Below are 16,817 nucleotides of genomic sequence, written 5' to 3'. Positions count from 1 at the left end.
CCTGAACTATCTTCGAACTAAGGGGTGCCTAACCTAACATCCCCTCAAGATCGAATCAGTCGCCGGACCAGTGGACATCCACCGGGAGCCGCAGGTGGCGGGGACTGCATGGGCCATGCAAAGCGCTGGTCAGCAGGTCCATCGCGGCCCGCCCGAGCCCGTAACCGTCGACGTCGATCGCGGGGATCCCGGCTGCCCCGAGCGCGTCGACGACCATCGCCTCGGCACTCACCACGATGTCGCCCGGGGCGTCGACGTTGCGGCCGCGAAGGGCGAACATCAACCCCAGGGCGATGGCTGTCGCGTACGGCACGACGGCCGTACATCCGCTGGCCAGCATCGCGTCCACGGTGGACACGCCGGCCGCGAACGAGGCGGGCAGCGGGCCGAGCACGGTGAGCTTCCCACCCGAGCGATCGGCGGCGCCCCGGGCCGCCGCCTCGCGCCCGGGGTCCTGCCACGAACCGGACGGACCGCCGAGATACGCCACGTGCCGGTGCCCCCGCCGGAACAGCCCCTCGACGACGGTGCCGATCGCGCCCGCCGTGTCGGCCACCACGGAACTGAGCCCGGCGACCTCCCGGTCGACCAAGATCGTGGGCTTGATCACACCGAGCGCGGCGACATTCGCGTCGGAGCCCCGGGGCGCGGCCAGGATGAGCCCGTCGACCTGCGCCGCGAGCGTGCTGAGCGCCTCGACCTGGGCCGCCGTCTCGAGCGGCTGGACCGCCACGGTCAGGTGCAGGTCGGACTCGGCGGCCCGGGCCTGGGCGCCGTCGATGATCGGCGCGAAGAACGCGTTCTCGAGTGTGGGCACCACGAACGCGGCCAGCCCGGTGCGGCCCCGGGCGAGCTGACTGGCCGTGCGGTTGAGCACGTACCCGAGCCGGGCGGCGGCCTCGGTGATCGCCTCGATCGTCTCCGGGGCGACCATCTCGGGCCGGGCCAACGCGCGGGACACGGTCGACTTCGAGAAGCCGGCCAGGGCCGCCACATCCGCCAGGGTCGCCACTTTTCGTCCTCCGTAACAGGGAGTTAACAACGGTCGCTACCACGTCATGATCTTCGACGTCGTAGGCTGCGTGCAACCGGTTGTGCAACCGGTTGCATCAGACTATTCACCATAAAGTACCGAGGAGGGGAGACACCGGGTGTCCCGCAAGACCGCTCTGCTCCTGCTGCCGGGGCTCGCGTTCCTCCTCGTCGGGTTCCTCGCCCCGGCCGTGGCGATGCTCCTCGCACCCCCCGGCGAGTCCGCCGGCACGGTGGTCAGCCGCTTCACCGAGATGCTCACCGATCCCTACGAACTGCGCATCATCGGCCGTACGGTGCTGCTCGCCCTGATCGTGACCGTGGTCTGCGTCGCGCTCGGGCTGCCGATCGCATACCTGCTGGCCCGCTCGACGTCGCGGTGGGGCGGGGTGCTGCTCGCGATCGCGATCTTCCCGCTGCTGCTCAGCAACGTGGTGCGGACGTTCGGGTGGCTCGTGGTCCTCGGCGCCAACGGCGCGATCGGCCGGGCGCTCACCGCGAGCGGCCTCACCGACGACCCGCCGCAGCTGCTGTACACGCCGCTGGCGATCGTGCTCGGGCTGACCCAGCTGTTCCTGCCGCTCGCGGTGATCTCCTGTTACTCCGCGGTGGCCCAGATCGACCCCGGGCTCGACGACGCGGCCCGCGGCCTCGGCGCCGGACGGGCCCGGACGTTCTGGACCGTGGTGTTCCCGCTCGCCCTGCCCGGCGTCGTGGTCGCCGCCACGCTGGTGTTCGCCGGCTCGGTGACCGCGTACACCACGCCGTACCTGCTCGGCGGTTCCTCCCAGCGGATGCTGGCGACGCAGCTGTTCTCCTACGCGAGCGTCTCGGTCGACTGGTCCGCGGCCGCCGCGACCGCGCTGATCATGACCATCCTGGTCTTCCTGGTCTCCGGGCTCTCGTCACTCGCGGCCAGGAAGGCGGCGACCTCGTGAAGACCCGCCGCCCGGTCGCCGCCACGCTCGCCGTGCTCGGCTACGTCATCATGATCGTGCCGATCCTGTTCGTGGTCGCCACCGCGTTCAGCTCCGGCCGCACGCTGCGCTTCCCGCCCGAGGGCTTCTCGCTGCAATGGTTCGAGGCCGCGGTCACCTACGACCCGTTCATGGACTCGCTGCTGTCCAGCCTCGAACTCGCGGTCGGCGCCACGATCCTCGCACTGCTGCTCGGCGTGCCGGCGACCCTCGCCATCCACCGCGGCAAGCTGCCCGGCAAGGGACTCCTCGAGGGCCTGTTCCTCTCCCCGCTGATCGTGCCGGAACTGGTGGTGGGCCTCGCTCTCTACCAGCAACTCATGATCGGGCTCGGCCTCGACAACACCACCACGCTGCTGGTCGGGCACACCGCGCTGCTGCTGCCGTACGCCGTACGCGTCACCGGCGCCTCCCTAGCCCTGGCCGACCCGGCGCTGGAAGAGGCCGCCCGCGGCCTCGGCGCCTCCCCCGTCCGGGCGTTCTTCACCGTCACGCTGCCGCTGCTGCGCCCGGGCATCTTCTCGGCGAGCCTGCTCGGCTTCGTCACGTCGTTCAACAACGTGCCGCTGTCGCTGCTGCTGCAGGACCGGGAATTCCGCACCCTGCCGGTCACCATGCTCGATTACGTCCAGCAGAGCTACAACCCGCGTATCGCCGCCATGGCCACCCTGATCCTGGCCGGCACCGTCGTCATCGCCGTCATCGCGGAACGCACCGTCGGCTTCGCCAAGATCTTCGGAGGCATCAACCGATGAGCACGCCCGCAGCCGAGTTCGCCGGCGTCACCCAGAAGTTCGGTGACTTCACCGCCGTCGACGACATCGACCTCACCATCGCCGAGGGCAAACTCACCACCCTGCTGGGCCCGAGCGGCTGCGGCAAGACCACGTCGCTGCGGATGCTGGCCGGATACAGCGCACCGACCGCCGGCACGATCCGGATCCACGGCCAGGACTGCACCCGGCTCCCCCCGGAGAAACGCGACCTCGGCATGGTGTTCCAGTCGTACGCGCTGTTCCCGCACATGAGCGTCGCGGACAACGTCGGATACGGCCTCAAGCTGCGCAAGGTCGCCCGAGCCGAACGTCAGCGCCGGGTCGAGGAGACGCTCGGCCTGGTCGGGCTCGCCCACCTCGCGGCCAGCCGGCCCAAGAAGCTGTCCGGCGGTCAGCAGCAACGCGTCGCGCTGGCCCGGGCCGTCGCGATCCGGCCCCGGCTGCTGCTGCTCGACGAACCGCTGTCCAACCTCGACGCCCGGCTGCGCGTGCAGATGCGGGCCGAGCTGCGCCGGATCCAGGCCGAGACCGGGCTCACCGTCGTGCTGGTCACCCACGACCAGGACGAGGCGCTGGAGATGTCCGACGAGATGGTGCTGATGCGCGGCGGCCGGATCATGCAGCAGGGCACGCCGCAGGACGTCTTCACCCGGCCCGCGAACCGCTTCGTCGCCGACTTCCTGGGCTACGAGAACTTCCTGCGGGACACCGACGGCCAGACCTTCACCGTACGACCGGAGCACCTGTCCCTGGGTTCCGGCGACGCCGGGCTCATGCTCCCGGCCACGGTGGTGTCGACCGCCTACCGCGGCGTCGACCGGCTCGTGACCCTCGACGCCGTGGACGGCAGCGGTGCCCCGGTGCGCCTCATCGCCGACGTCCGTGGCGACACCGATCTGACCCCTGGGGTGAGCACTTCGGTGCACGCCCCCGCACGTCATCTCGTACCCCTCGCAGATAAGGAATAGCCCATGGCTTCCCTGAGCCGTGTTCTTCTCGCCGCGTGCACCGCGGCCGTCGTGGCGGCCTCGGCCGGCTGCTCGTCGTCGGGCTCCGGTTCGTCCGACGACAAACTCGTGCTGAGCACGTTCCCGTTCGGGGTGGAGGAATTCACCGAGGCGGTCATCGACCCGTTCACCGAGGCCACCGGCATCGAGGTCGAGGTGGAGACCGGCTCCAACGCCGACCGGCTCTCGCAACTGCAGGCCGCCGGGGACAAGGCGTCCGCCGACGTCGTGCTGATCTCCGACTACTACGCGGCGCTGGGCCAGGAGAGCACGCTGTTCCAGCAGGTCGCCGCGGACAAGGTGCCGAACCTGTCGGGCATCGCCGCGTTCGCCAAGGAGGAGTCCTACCTCGGCCCGGCGTACAGCTACCAGCTCAACGGCACCATCTTCAACACCGGGAAGCTGACCGCCGACGCCGCCGCGAAGTGGGACGTCTATGCCGGTGTCAACGCCAAGAAGGTCGCGCTGCCCGACATCTCGGTGACCGCCGGCCAGCTGATGGTCTCCGGCGTGGCCGCGACGTACGGCTCCGGGCCGTACGACATCGACGCCGCGCTGAAGACCCTGGCCGGATGGAAGCCGGGCATCCTGCAGTTCTACAGCTCGTCCACCGAGGTGACGAACCTGCTCACCCAGGGCGAGATCATCGCCGCGGACTCGCTCAACGGCTTCGCCACCTCGCTGGTCGCGTCCGGCGAGAAGATCGCCTGGACCCCGCCGGCCACCGGCAGGTACATGGCGACCAACCGCGCGATGATCCCCACCAGCTCGAAGAACACCGAGAACGCGAGCAAGTTCATCGACTACCTGCTGTCCACCGAGGCGCAGGGAAAGTCGGCCGAGCTCGTCGGCGACCTGCCGGTCAACCCGCAGGCCACCGTCCCGGCGAACCTCACCGCCGTGGTCGGCGACCTCGCCAAGGACCCCACCGCCGCCGGGTACGCCACGCTGGACCCGAAGGAGCTGGTGCCCACCCGCAAGGACTGGGTCGACCGTTTCGCCCGCGAAGTCACCGGCAGCTGAGCATGTCCTTCGTATCCGACCTGCCCAAGGTCGACCTGCACTGTCACCTCATCGGCACGGTCCGGGCCGGCACGTTCGCCGACCTGGCCCGCCGGGCCGGGCTCGAGCTGCCCGCCGAGCCGGAGCGCATCTACGCCGACATCAACTCGCTGCCCCCGGACCCGGCGCTGTACCTGAACACCCGGATCCCGGTGCCCGCGGGCCGGGCGCCGGGTGAGCCGGAGGTGTCCTACTCGCTGTTCCAGGTGTCCGCGTGGGTCATCGCGGCCCTGCGCGACGCCGACGACCTGACCCGGATCGTGTACGAGGCGTTCGAGGACGCGCACCACAACAATGTGCGCCACCTGGAGATGTCGTTCGACACCGTGCCCGGGCACCTGGCCGGTCTCGGGTATGCCGGTTCGGTCGCCGCCTACGCGGAGGGCATCCGGCTCGCCGAGCGCGACTTCGGCATGACCGGCCGGCTCATCGCCGCGATCGACCGCAGCCTCAGCGGCGACGACGCCCTGGCCCGGGTCCGCGAGGTGGCCGGCAACCCGCACGAGTACGTCGCGGGCATCGGCCTGGACAACCTGGAGACCGCCGGGCCGCCCGAGCGGTTCGCGGCGGCCTACCGGCTCGCCGGGGCGGCCGGGTTGCGGCGCACCGCGCACTCCTCCGAGCACGCCCCGATCGCCGCGAACACGATCACCTGCCTGGACGTGCTCGGCTGCGACCGGATCGACCACGGCTACTTCGTGCTCGAGGACGACGCGGTGGTCGCCCGGCTGCGGGCCGAGCAGGTGCCGTTCCTGGTCGCCTCCACCACGTCGCGCCGCTCCTGGCGGCCGTGGCGGCGGGCGTCGATCGCCGCGATGCTCGAGGCCGGGCTGAACGTGATCCCGGCCTCGGACGACCCCGGTATGTTCCCGACCTCGCTCAACGAGGAATACCGGATCCTCGCCGAGGACCTGGCCGTGCCGCACGACCGGCTCCGCGCGATGGCCCTGGCCGGCGTCGACGCCTGCTGGCTGCCGGACGCCGACCGGGCCGCGCTGCGCAAACGGTTCGAGGACGAGCTCAGCGCCCTGTGATCAGCGCCCTGTGATCAGCGCTCGGTGAGCCGGCCCCCGGCCAGGTCGAGCCGGCGGTCGACGCCGATCCCGTCCAGGAAGCGTTCGTCGTGACTGACCACGACGAACGCTCCCTGGTACGCGGTCAGCGCGCTCTCCAGCTGCGCGACACTGTCCAGGTCGAGGTTGTTCGTCGGCTCGTCGAGCAGCAGCAGGTGCGGCGCGGGCTCGGCGAACAGGACGCACGCCAGCGTCGCCCGCAACCGCTCCCCACCGGAGAGCACACCGGCGCGCAGATGCACCCGGCCGCCCCGGAACAGGAAGCGGGCCAGCAGATTCATCCGCTCGGCATCGGCCAGTCCCGGTGCGGAATCGGCGAAGTTCTCGGCCACCGTACGGTCCGGGTCGAGCAGATCCAGCCGCTGTGACAGATACGCCACCCGCTCCCCCGTGATCAGCCGCAGCAGCGTGGACTTGCCGGCGCCGTTCGCCCCGGTGAGCGCGATCCGCTCCGGGCCCCGGATCGTCAGGTCGACATCGCTGAACACGCCCCGCGCCCGCAGACCCTCCCCGTGGAACACGGTGCGTCCCGCCGGCACCCGCGTGGCGGGCAGGTCGATGACGATCCGGTCGTCCTGCCGGGCCGCCCACCCGGCCTCGTCCAGCCGGGCCCGGGCCGCGTCCACCCGGGAACCGTGCGTCTCGGCGGACTTCGCGGCGGACACCTGCGCCTGCCGCTTCAGCTTCCCGGCCACGATTCTCGGCAGCCCCTCGTCACTCAGATTGCGCACGGCGGTCGACGACTTGCGGGCGGACCGCTCCCGCGCCAGCTGAGCCTCCCGCTTCTGCCGCTTGAGATCCTGCTCGGCGTCACGGACCTGCCGCTCGGCGACCTCCCGCTCACCGTGGGCCACCTGCTGGTACTCGGTGAAATTGCCGCCGTACCAGCGGACCTCCCCGTGCTCCAGAGCCGCGATCCGGTCCATCCCGTCCAGCAGCGCCCGGTCGTGGCTGACCACCAGCAGACACCCGGTCCAGGTCCGCAGGACGTCGCCCAGCCGCGCCCGGGCCGTACCGTCGAGGTTGTTGCTCGGTTCGTCGAGCAGCAGCACATCGGGCCGTTTCAGCAGCTGGGCGGCGAGCCCCAGGGAGACGACCTGCCCACCGCTGAGCGAGCCGAGCGGCCGGTCCAGCGCCACCTCCCCGAGACCGAGCCGGTCCAGCTCGGACCGCGAACGCTCCTCCACGTCCCAGTCGGCCCCGATAGTGGCGAAATGTTCCTCGGCGGCGTCCCCGGCCTCGACCGCGTGCAGCGCGGCGACGATCCGGTCGACCCCGAGCACCTCGGCGACGGTCCGGTCGAGCGCGAACGGCAGATGCTGAGGCAGATAGCCCAGCACCCCCGCAACGCTGACCGACCCGCCGGCGGGAGTCAGCTCCCCCGCGATCAGCCGCAGCAGAGTGGACTTCCCAGCCCCGTTGGCGGCCACGAGACCGGTGCGGCCGGCCGGCACGGACAGGGAGAGCTCGTCGAAGACCGGGGTGTCATCCGGCCAGGAAAAGGACAGCGCGGAGCAGATGATGGACATGGTGAACCTCAGCGATCGGCCAAGATGTGCTCAAGGCAAGGTCTGGATCAGGGCATGGTCTGGATCAGGGCATGACAACAGGGGCCGCGCGCACTGCGGCGGCCGCATCAGGGCCTTCACCCCGCGATGTCGTCGTCACCTGACACAACTGCTCCCACCCTCGTCCGACGGCGCCCAGGCTACCCGCCCCGGCCCCCACCCGGCACCACGATTACCCGCCCCCACCCCCACCTCGCGGACTCGCCCACCTCCGCCTTCCGCCTCACCCGTGCCGTCGCCCGGCCGCGGTCCGGCCCCGGCCGGCAACGGTCGTCCGCGGCCCCGCAGCTGCCCCTCGCCGGCCGGTCTGCTGCCGGTCATAGCCGGCCGGGCCCCGATCATGGGGGGCCGGATGCTGGGCACGGGCGGCTGCATGATCGGCGTGGGCCTCTGACGGCCTGGCCGTCGCGAGCCGGACGATCAGGACGACCGCCGACCCGCAGACCACGACCAGGGCCGCCCACCATCCCCAGCCCCAACCCAGGAGCAGGCCGTCCTTTCCGTCCATCGTGTCCGAGATCCATCCGGTCAGGTTGTCGGTCCGGGCGCTCACGTCGTCGCCCTCGTGCGGGCATGTCGGTCCCCGGCTGACCACACCGACCAGCTCGGCGTGCCCGTCCGGGCCGGCCCGGAAATACGGGCCGCCCGAGTCGTGGGCGCACGCGCTGGTGTCGGCCCGGGGTGCGAGCCCGGCCACCGACAGCGTCGACTCCCCTACCCCGGTGACCGTGAACTCGCCGGTCTGCAACCGGTCGGCGGGCCGCCCCGACAACCCGTCGAGCAGCCCGAAACCGGTGAGGCGGACAACCTCCCCGACACCGGCCGGCGTGACGCCCACCCGCAGCGGCTCGATGTCGTCGATCGGCGGGTCGATCTCCACCAGCGCCACATCGGCCGTCTGCGACTGATGGACCGCGACGACCTCGGACTCCCGCCCGCCGTCCCCGCCCACCTCGGCCCGGCCGACCGTGACGGTGGTCCGCTCCGCGACCGTCCGCCCGACCCGTTCCCCGTCGCCGTCGCGGAAGCAGTGCCCGGCGGTGATCACCCACGTCGCCGCGATCAGCGCCCCCGAGCAGGAGCTGTCCCGCCGCCCGTGATCCGGGGCCGGCAGCCCGGTCATGCTGAGCAGCGCCGAGAACGCGTACCGTCCCCCGGCGACGTCCTCACCGTGCGCGATCGCCAGCGCCGGTGCGGGAACCCCCACCGCCAGCCCGGTCACCACCAGCCCGATCATCACCGCCACGACGCCGCCGGTCGTCTTTGCTCGCATCGTCTGATCGTGGCGACCGGCCGATAAGCCGGAGATAAACCGCCCTAAGCGCGGGTGTGCAGGCCGAAACCCTGACGGCCCGGTGCTTCCAGGCCCGGCTTCAACCGCAGGGACGGGATCTCGTAGTCGCCGAAATTCTGCCGCCGGAAGGCGATCGGTTCGGTCGTGCGCAGCGACAGCAGCCGGTCCTTCCACAGCTTCGCGGCGTTCTCGAAGTCATCACCGGTGAGACCGTCGGCGCCGTAGACCACGAACGGTGGGAGCACCTCGATCCCCGGGTAGAACAGGATCCCGTGGTGGATCGGGAACAGCAGGTCCTCGATCGGGCCGTTGATCCCACGGTCGGTGTAGTGGGACTCCGGGCCCCCGACGGTCACGGACAGGATCGCCCGCCGTCCGCGCAGCGTTCCCTCGCCGAAACGCTCGCCGTACCGGGTCTCGTCGTGCACCCCGACGCCGTACGCGAAGCGGAAGGAGAACACCCGGTCCACCCAGCCCTTGAGGATCGCCGGCATCGTGTACCACCACATCGGGAACTGGAAGATCACGGTGTCGGCCCACAGCAGCTTCTCCTGCTCGGCCACCACGTCGGGGGTGAGCGCGCCGGCGGCGTACGCCCCACCCGAGCTCGGGATCACCCGCAGCGGGCCGGTAGCGTGCGGTCCGAAGTCCGCGGCGTCGACCGTGGCCTTCCAGCCCTGTGCGTACAGATCGCTCACCAGCACCTCGTGCCCGGCGGCTTCGAGAGTGGTCACGGCGAGGTCCTTCAGTGAGCCGTTCAGCGAACGCGGCTCGGGGTGCGCGTACACGATGAGGGTCTTCACGGGTGTTCCCTTCGACGACGGGTGTCGCCACCGATGCTCGGCCTCCGGGGCCGTGTCGTTCAGGGGCGCCGCGTCCGTCGGACGGGACTTCCTGGTAACAGCAGGACCACCCTCCCCGGGTCCGGTGCGGCGATACTGGGGACATGGACGATCTCGCGGGGTTCCTGCGGACCCGGCGCTCCCGGGTCGACCCTTCCGCGGTCGGCATCTCCGCCGACAGCCGCCGCCGCGTCGACGGGCTGCGCCGCGAGGAGGTCGCGCATCTGTCGGGGGTCAGCGTCGACTACTACGTGCGCCTGGAACAGGGCCGCGCCACCCAGCCCTCCGAGCAGGTCCTCGACGCGCTGGCCCGGGTCCTCGACCTCGACGAGATCGAGCGTGGGCACCTGTACCGGCTCGCCCGGCAGCGCCGGCACCGGGCGAAACCACCCGGCTGGCGCCCACGGGCGGAGTTGCTCCGCGTGCTCGACCTGGTCACGGGCGCACCAGCCATGATCATCAATCACCGGATGGACGTGGTCGCGGGAAACCGCCTCGCCGGGCTCCTCTACGGCCGGGGCATGCCGGGATTCAACACCGCCCGGCACCTCTTCCTCGAGGAGGCCGAGCGCGGCATCTACGCGGACTGGGAACAATGCACCCTCGACGTGGTCGCGCACCTGCGCCTGACCGCGGGAAAGCACCCCGACGACCCCCGCCTGGCCGCGCTGATCGGCGAGCTGGCAATCGGCAGCGAGCGCTTCCGCCGCCTCTGGGCCCGCGCGGACGTGCGGGCCCGCACCCATGGACGCAAGGCCTACCGGCATCCGCTGATCGGGCTGCTGGAACTGCACCAGGAGAACTTCGCCCTGCCGGACGGCTCGGGGGCCGAGCTGCTGGTGCTGTCCGCGGCCCCCGGAAGCCCCGCCGAGGACGGGCTGCGCCTGCTGGGCGCACTCAGCGACGGGGCATCCGGGACATCGGCGGGACGTGTGCTCAACGCGTGAGCGCGGCCCGGCCCTCGTACAGGTTGAGGTAGCTCTTGTTGAGTTCGTCGGCGTGGGTGCCGAGGCCGGCCGGGTCGACCGTGTCGTGGCCGACGTTCCAGTCCGCGGGGATTGTGTGGTCCAGCGGTGTCACGTCGTTGGCCAGGGCCAGGTCGCGGGGGATCTCGGTGGCCTTGGCGAGGTCGATGAACGTGTCGTTGGGTGACGTCACGATCCCGACGCTGACGAGCCTCGGGTTCTGCGGATCCTCCGGATAGGTCCGGGCGATCCGCAGATACTGCGCCAGTGCCGCGTACGAGAATCCGTGGTCGTTGAAGTGGTCCGGGAGCAACCGGTTGCCGTACAGGACGATCAAGGGTTTGACCTGCCACGAGGGCGCCTGGCCGGCGGCCGGGGCGTAGAACGGCGAGAGCACCAGCAGGTGTGCGACGACGTCGGGGCGGTAACCGGCCAGCCAGGTCGCCAGGACGCCCCCGCCGGAGAGTCCGACCACGCCCACGTCGTCGCCGAGGCCGCTGGTCACGGTCAGCGCGTCGGAGGCGTAGTCGACGAGTTCATCGGCGTGCAGACCGGCGTGCGCCTCCTGGTCGGTCACCCCGTGCCGGGGCGCGCGCGGCACGAACACGTTGTAGCCCTGGTCGAAGAACAGCTTGGCGAGAGCGTCGAACTGTGCGGGGCAGTCGGTGTAGCCGTGCAGCATCAGTACGGCCTTGGCCGCGCGACCCTCGTGCACCAGCGCCTTGGTGCGGCACTCCGGCGTCACCGTGGCGTCGGCCGTGTCGGCGGTCACCACGGCGGTGGCTTTCGCCCGGGCGTCGGCGAACGACAGGGTGGCCGCGGTCGCGTGGGTGAGGTGGTCGCTGCGCAGCGGCCACGCGTAGATCGCGACCACCGCGACCAGCACGAGGGCCACCAGGGCACCGAGGACCCGCAGGGGCCGGCGGAGAAACTTCACCAGAACGTCCTGACTGGAGCGATGAACAGTGTCACCCAGGAGAACGGACGAGCCGCCGGACGGTTCGATCCGTCCGGCGGCTGTTCTCACGAGCGGGCTTACGCCATGATCAACACTGTATCGGCCGGGGCGTCACTCGCAGCGCCACACCAGGGGATGGTTGGTGAGGCCCACGCCCGACTGGTAACCGGCGACCGTGCGGCCGTCGTCGCTGATCCCCCGGATCTCGTAGCCGGCCTCCCGGCTGCCCTTGCCGTACCCGGGGAGCTTCACCACCGTGTCACCGGTGAACAGCACCGGTGTCGAGCCGCCCGACGCGATCCAGCCGTTAGCCGCGATCACGTCCGGGTTCTGCACGTCCCCGAGCAGCTCCGTCCGGCCGTCGGCGATCCGGTACCGGTAGCCGGACCAGTAGATCCCCTGCTCGTTCTCGTAGCGCGCGGTGCCGGAGACCCATCCGCCGTTGATCGCATCCGGCGAAAAAGACGTCGCCTTCTTGCGGCCCAGGTCGTGGGTGTCCACGGCCGGCAGCGGGAGTTTGCGGATCGTGCCGTCGGTCAGCCACAGGTAACCGGTCGACCTGCCGTCGTCGGTGCCGGCGGTGAACACGACCGTGCCGTCCTCACCGATCCCGACGATCCCGGACTCCGTGGTGCCCGGCGGCAGCGGCACGAGCTCCGGTTCGGCGCTCGCCGAATCCCAGACCACCGCCCGGCCCTCGAGTGCACCCGGCTCGTTGAGCCGGCCCCCGATCCGGCCCGACTCGGTGATCACGCCGGCGGTGCCGTTGCCGCCCTTGAGCGTCCTGAGCTTCCCGCCGACATACGCGTACGCGGTCTCGTGGTCCGAGTCGCCGAAGCTCGAGCCGACCGCGTCACCGTTGCTGTTGATGTCGTACAGATGCTGGTCCTGGCCGGGCATCTCGACCGACTCGACGAGCTTGCTGTCCTTCCAGATCGCCAGCGGATAGCTGAACTTCCTGGTCGGGTACGTCCGGCCGACGATCCACCGGCCGCTGGGGTCCGCGCCGCTGACCACGGCCTTCTCGATACCGCCGGTCGGCAGCCGGGTGACCTCGCAGCTCACCGCGCGTGGCACCACCGACTTCCGGGGGGCCGGCGCCGTCGAGGCGGCCGGGGGCACCAGCGGCCGGCCCGGGTCCCGCCGGGCCGACGCCATCGCCCAGGAGCCGCCGCCGACCGCCACCAGGGCCACCGCTGTGAACGCCAGTGCGCTGCTCACCCGCCTGTTGCGCCGGCGCCGGGCGCCGGCCCGCATGGTCTCGGCCACGTCGACCCGTGACGGGCCGGGCGGCGGGTCCGCCGCGAGCGGTCCGAGCAGTTCGGCCGCGTCGCGCTCGTCTGTCGTGGTCACCGCGATCCTCCCGTGTTCAAGCTCGGCTCCCGGTCGCCGAGGATCCTGCGCAGTGCGGCCAGCGCGTGACTGGTCTGGGATTTCACCGTGCCCTCGCTGCAGCCGAGCTGCAGGGCGACGTCCGCGACGCTCTGGTCGCAGAGGAACCGCAGCACCAGCACCGCCTGCTGGCGCGGAGCCAGCCGGGACAGCGCGGTACGCAGATCGGTGCGCTCCTCGATGCCGTGGTCGCCGGTCATCCGCTCCGGGGTGTGGTCACCGAAGAGCCCGACCTTCCACCACCGGCGCCGGCGCTCGTCGAGGAACGTCCGCACGAGGATCCGGTGCACGTACCCGTCTATGTTGTCGGCCCGCGACACCTTCTGCCATCGCGAGTAGACCGTGGTCAGCGTCTCCTGCACCAGGTCGTCGGCCTGGTGCACGTCGGCGCACAGCAGGTACGCCCATCGTCGCAACGCGGGTGTCCTGCCGTGCGCGTAGGCGACGTAGTCCGCGTCCGAACTCTCAGTCATCACCGCTCCCGTCCGCATGTCACGAACAAAGACGGGGAATTCCCGGGTTCGGTTGTGGGCCGCCGGGACCTTTTACCACCGGTCGGTCAACCGGCGGTCCACAGCGGAGCGGGCGTGCCGTCCCCCGCGCCGAGCCACCGCACCGCCGACGACCGGTCGGCGAACGTGGGGAACGCCGGCTCGAGGCGCATGGTGTGCAGGACGGTGAGGATCAGGCGGGACGGCGCGGACAGGCACAGCCGGCCGTCGTTCTCGTGGCGGACCTGCTGCCGGGCGCGGACCAGCACGGCCAGCCCGTCCGGGTCGAGCACCCCCGCGTCGGCGAGGTCCAGCACCACGTGCCGGCCGGACCGGGCCGCACCGGCGAGCAGCTCCCGCAGCGCCCCGGCCCGCGCACCGCCGAGGTCCCCGGCCCACGCGACCACCGCGACGGCACTGGCGGGCGTCTCCGTCACCACATTCCCCACATCCTCACGTCGCTCCGGACCCCGCACCGTCACCGGACCCTCTGGAACACCATGCCTCTGGAACACAATGCCTCTGGAACAATGGCTCGCGAACGGCCCGGCCGCATCGTCCGAATGCGGACAACCGGCTACCACATCCGCGGTACGTCGCCGGGCGGGTAAGCGGATCATCACCTACCGTCATGGGGATGACACAGACGGAGGAGCCCACTCTCAAGCGGGTGATGGGACCGGGCCTGCTGCTGCTGTTCGTGGTCGGCGACATCCTCGGCACCGGGGTGTACGCGCTGACCGGCCGCGTCGCGAACGAGGTCGGCGGCGCGGTGTGGCTGCCGTTCCTCTGCGCGTTCGTGGTGGCGCTGCTGACCGCGTTCAGCTACCTGGAACTCGTCACGAAGTATCCCCGGGCGGCCGGGGCCGCGCTGTACACGCACAAGGCGTTCGGCATCCACTTCCTGACGTTCCTGGTCACGTTCGCGGTGATGTGCTCCGGGCTGACCAGCGCCTCCAGCGCGGCCAAGGCGTTCGCCGAGAACTTCGGCGAGGCGTTCGACCTGACGCTCGGCGAAGGCCTCGGGCTGACCGCGGTCGCGCTCACGTTCATGACCCTCATCGCGCTGGTCAACTTCCGCGGCGTCGGCGAGAGCGTCAAACTCAACGTGCTGCTGACCTGTGTGGAACTCACCGGCCTGCTGATCGTCATCGGCATCGGCGCGTGGGCCATCGGCGGCGGCGAGGGCGACCTGTCCCGGCTGACCGACTTCTCCGCCGCCGACGGCGAGTCCCCGTTCTTCGCGGTGACCGCGGCGACCGCGCTGGCGTTCTTCGCCATGGTCGGCTTCGAGGACTCGGTCAACATGGCCGAGGAGACCAAGGACCCGGAACGCGTCTTCCCCAGGGTCATGCTGCTCGGCATCTGCGTCACCGGCCTGATCTACGTCCTCGTCTCCGTCTCGGCGGTGGCCCTGGTCGCCCCGGCCGACCTCGGCGAGGGCGACGCACCCCTGCTCAAGGTCGTCGAGGCCGGCGCGGCGGGCTTCCCGCTGTGGGTCTTCGCGTTCATCACCATGTTCGCGGTGGCCAACTCGGCCCTGATCAACATGCTGATGGCCAGCCGCCTGCTCTACGGGATGGCCAACGAGGGCGTGGTGCCGCGCGCCCTCGGCCGGCTGCACCCCGGACGGCGTACCCCGTGGGTGGGGATCGTCTTCACCACCCTGATCGCCTTCGCGCTGATCTGGTTCGCCGACCTCACCGCCCTGGGCGGCACGACCTCCCTGCTGCTGCTCTGCGTCTTCACGGTGGTCAACCTCGCGGTCCTGGTCCTGCGCCGCGACCCGGTGGAGCACCAGCACTTCCGGGCCCCGACCGCCATCCCGGTCATCGGCGCGGTGACCTGCGCCTTCCTGGCCAGCCCGCTCTCCGGCCGGGCCGGCGCCGACTACCGGGTGGCCGGCATCCTGCTGATCATCGGCATCGCCCTCTGGGCGGTCACCTACCTCGCCGACCGCCGCAGAGCACGATGACGGGGTTCTCAGCGGTACTGGGTGCCGGCGTTCGGGTACATCCGGATCCAGTCGATCTCCTGTCGCGCCGGCCGCATGAGCGTCCCGGTCGGCGCGAACATGTCGAGCTGCGCGCCGCCGTTGCTGCTGTTCCACGCCGTGATGGAGGCGTTCACCGTGCAGATGAGATCCCCGTCGACGTACCACTTCACCGACGACGGGCTCCAGTCGACGGCATAGTTGTGGAACTGCGTCGAGTCGACCGTCCTGTCACACGACGACTGCGACAGATCATGGTGGACGAACAGCGTCACCTCCGGCGAGGCCACGTCCCGTTCGGCGAAGTCGATCTCGGCGGAGCGGTAGTCGGTGGTGTCCTGCGGCCACAACAGGGGAACGGCGTGGTAGGACCGGCCACCGTTGCTCGCGGTGTGCAGAGCCCGCTCCCGCACCTCGATCCGGCCGTAGCGGAACGCCCGCATCCGGCTGTAGAGCCCGCCGGTCTTCCCGTCGGCGGTGCCGGTGACCTGCAGATAGCCGCCGGAGACCCGGGTCTGCGAGGCGCACCGCTGACCGTTGCCGTCGTGCCCGGCGGAGCAGCCGGTGGTGCTGCCCGGGCCGGTGCCCATCAGGCCCCACTTGGCGAGGTCGACCGCGGTGCCGTTGTACTCGTCGGACTGGGTCGCGACCGGTGTCCCCCAGCCGTACCGTACCGCCGCGGCATCGCTGGGTGCGGCGGCGCCGAGCTGGTAGTCGCATTTCGTGGCCTTGAAGTTGGTGCCGGTGGCGGTGCCGAAGTCGCCGGCCTGCAGCACATGCGCCGAGGTGGCCCCGGCCGGCGCGGTGGCGGTCACGCTCACCGGCGTCCACGTGCCGCCGCTCGGGGTGGAGGCGGGGAGTGCCGTGGCCGACCCGGACTGCTCGCTCAGGTACTGACCGGACGAGTTGTACCACTCGACGGTGAGGCGGGCGGTGCCCGAGCCGTAGACGACCCGGTCCTGCGCACCGAACGTCCAGGTCTGACCGGCGCTGACCGGGACCGACGGCATGTAGAACCCGTGACCGCCGGTGTCGAACGCCCAGGACGCACCGGCGAGATCACCGACCGGGTCGCGGGTGACCCAGCCGCCGTCCAGGGAACCCCACCCGTTGAGGTTGCTCGCCAGGACGGGGTTGCTGCACGCGTTGGTGGCGGCCGCGGCGGGGCCACCGGGGACGGATGCGGCCGCGGCGACCAGGACGACGCCGGCCGCCAGCCGTTTCAGGTGTGTGCTCATGCGACCAGGACACCGGGCTCGCGGGGGTGACCACCAGTGCGGGGCCGCACTAGTTGTGATGTCCCCAGACGTTGGTCGAGGGGTTGTGACCACTCGATCTGAGGATCTTGGATCGATCTGGTGAACAGATGAAGGCCTCCAACGCTGCA

Annotated in this window: 16 protein-coding genes; 7 read left to right on the top strand and 9 right to left on the bottom strand. The window is 70.9% G+C overall.

Annotation, left to right across the window (positions count from 1 at the left end; all coding sequences use genetic code 11):
• Nucleotides 1-55 precede the first annotated feature (55 nt).
• Complete coding sequence (locus tag ACIA6A_RS38925) at nt 56-1,012, bottom strand: LacI family DNA-binding transcriptional regulator (RefSeq protein WP_396103136.1); 957 nt, start codon at nt 1,010-1,012, stop codon at nt 56-58.
• A 139-nt stretch (nt 1,013-1,151) separates the two neighbouring features.
• Between ACIA6A_RS38925 and ACIA6A_RS38920 the strand changes: the two genes are divergently transcribed.
• The 5 genes from ACIA6A_RS38920 to ACIA6A_RS38900 are packed head-to-tail and all read left to right on the top strand — an operon-like array spanning nt 1,152 to nt 5,888.
• Nucleotides 1,152-1,970, top strand: coding sequence for an ABC transporter permease (locus ACIA6A_RS38920; protein WP_396103135.1), 819 nt, complete (start codon nt 1,152-1,154; stop codon nt 1,968-1,970).
• Nucleotides 1,967-2,764, top strand: a complete 798-nt coding sequence (locus tag ACIA6A_RS38915) for an ABC transporter permease (protein WP_396103134.1) — start codon at nt 1,967-1,969, stop codon at nt 2,762-2,764. The genes ACIA6A_RS38920 and ACIA6A_RS38915 overlap by 4 nt, the downstream gene beginning before the upstream one ends.
• On the top strand, nt 2,761-3,753 hold the full coding sequence (locus tag ACIA6A_RS38910) for an ABC transporter ATP-binding protein (protein WP_396103133.1): 993 nt from the start codon (nt 2,761-2,763) through the stop codon (nt 3,751-3,753). The genes ACIA6A_RS38915 and ACIA6A_RS38910 overlap by 4 nt, the downstream gene beginning before the upstream one ends.
• 3 nt (nt 3,754-3,756) lie before the next feature.
• Nucleotides 3,757-4,815, top strand: a complete 1,059-nt coding sequence (locus tag ACIA6A_RS38905; RefSeq protein WP_396103132.1) for an extracellular solute-binding protein — start codon at nt 3,757-3,759, stop codon at nt 4,813-4,815.
• Nucleotides 4,816-4,817: 2 nt separating this feature from the next.
• The gene (locus tag ACIA6A_RS38900; RefSeq protein ID WP_396103131.1) at nt 4,818-5,888 is read left to right on the top strand and encodes an adenosine deaminase; all 1,071 of its coding nucleotides are present in this window, start codon (nt 4,818-4,820) and stop codon (nt 5,886-5,888) included.
• Between the two features lie 14 nt (nt 5,889-5,902).
• Here ACIA6A_RS38900 and ACIA6A_RS38895 read toward each other — a convergent pair whose 3' ends face one another.
• The 3 genes from ACIA6A_RS38895 to ACIA6A_RS38885 form a co-directional block, all read right to left on the bottom strand.
• Nucleotides 5,903-7,456, bottom strand: a complete 1,554-nt coding sequence (locus tag ACIA6A_RS38895) for an ABC-F family ATP-binding cassette domain-containing protein (RefSeq protein ID WP_396103130.1) — start codon at nt 7,454-7,456, stop codon at nt 5,903-5,905.
• 262 nt (nt 7,457-7,718) lie between these two features.
• Nucleotides 7,719-8,768: a S1 family peptidase gene (locus tag ACIA6A_RS38890; protein WP_396103129.1), complete on the bottom strand. Its 1,050-nt coding sequence runs from the start codon at nt 8,766-8,768 to the stop codon at nt 7,719-7,721.
• A gap of 44 nt (nt 8,769-8,812) precedes the next feature.
• Entirely contained in the window at nt 8,813-9,592 is a 780-nt protein-coding gene (locus tag ACIA6A_RS38885) for an NAD(P)H-dependent oxidoreductase (protein WP_396103128.1), read from the bottom strand.
• 143 nt (nt 9,593-9,735) lie between these two features.
• Here ACIA6A_RS38885 and ACIA6A_RS38880 point away from each other — a divergent pair, with 143 nt between their 5' ends.
• Nucleotides 9,736-10,578: a helix-turn-helix transcriptional regulator gene (locus ACIA6A_RS38880; RefSeq protein ID WP_396103127.1), complete on the top strand. Its 843-nt coding sequence runs from the start codon at nt 9,736-9,738 to the stop codon at nt 10,576-10,578.
• Here the strand turns inward: ACIA6A_RS38880 and ACIA6A_RS38875 are convergent.
• The 4 genes from ACIA6A_RS38875 to ACIA6A_RS38860 all read right to left on the bottom strand — a co-directional run bounded on the left by ACIA6A_RS38875 (nt 10,568) and on the right by ACIA6A_RS38860 (nt 13,874).
• Nucleotides 10,568-11,533 carry an alpha/beta fold hydrolase gene (locus ACIA6A_RS38875; protein WP_396103126.1) on the bottom strand — a complete coding sequence of 322 codons (966 nt, stop codon included), beginning with the start codon at nt 11,531-11,533 and terminating at the stop codon, nt 10,568-10,570. The two genes, ACIA6A_RS38880 and ACIA6A_RS38875, sit on opposite strands and share 11 nt — an antisense overlap.
• A 132-nt stretch (nt 11,534-11,665) precedes the next feature.
• Nucleotides 11,666-12,907, bottom strand: coding sequence for a hypothetical protein (locus ACIA6A_RS38870; protein ID WP_396103125.1), 1,242 nt, complete (start codon nt 12,905-12,907; stop codon nt 11,666-11,668).
• A complete protein-coding gene (locus ACIA6A_RS38865) occupies nt 12,904-13,419 on the bottom strand; it encodes a SigE family RNA polymerase sigma factor (protein ID WP_396103124.1) in 516 nt (171 codons plus the stop codon). Before ACIA6A_RS38865 ends, ACIA6A_RS38870 begins: the two co-directional genes overlap by 4 nt.
• An 86-nt stretch (nt 13,420-13,505) precedes the next feature.
• On the bottom strand, nt 13,506-13,874 hold the full coding sequence (locus ACIA6A_RS38860) for an STAS domain-containing protein (RefSeq protein WP_396103123.1): 369 nt from the start codon (nt 13,872-13,874) through the stop codon (nt 13,506-13,508).
• A gap of 200 nt (nt 13,875-14,074) precedes the next feature.
• On the opposite strand from ACIA6A_RS38860, the gene ACIA6A_RS38855 reads away from it, so the two are divergent.
• Entirely contained in the window at nt 14,075-15,412 is a 1,338-nt protein-coding gene (locus ACIA6A_RS38855) for an APC family permease (protein WP_396103122.1), read from the top strand.
• A gap of 8 nt (nt 15,413-15,420) precedes the next feature.
• Here ACIA6A_RS38855 and ACIA6A_RS38850 read toward each other — a convergent pair whose 3' ends face one another.
• The gene (locus tag ACIA6A_RS38850) at nt 15,421-16,668 is read right to left on the bottom strand and encodes a glycoside hydrolase family 16 protein (RefSeq protein ID WP_396103121.1); all 1,248 of its coding nucleotides are present in this window, start codon (nt 16,666-16,668) and stop codon (nt 15,421-15,423) included.
• Nucleotides 16,669-16,817 lie beyond the last annotated feature (149 nt).

Source organism: Actinoplanes sp. NPDC051494, from assembly GCF_044454705.1.
Taxonomy (GTDB): domain Bacteria; phylum Actinomycetota; class Actinomycetes; order Mycobacteriales; family Micromonosporaceae; genus Actinoplanes.
The sequence above is the reverse complement of the archived record's forward strand: the minus strand, read 5'-3'. Positions and strand labels throughout refer to the sequence as shown.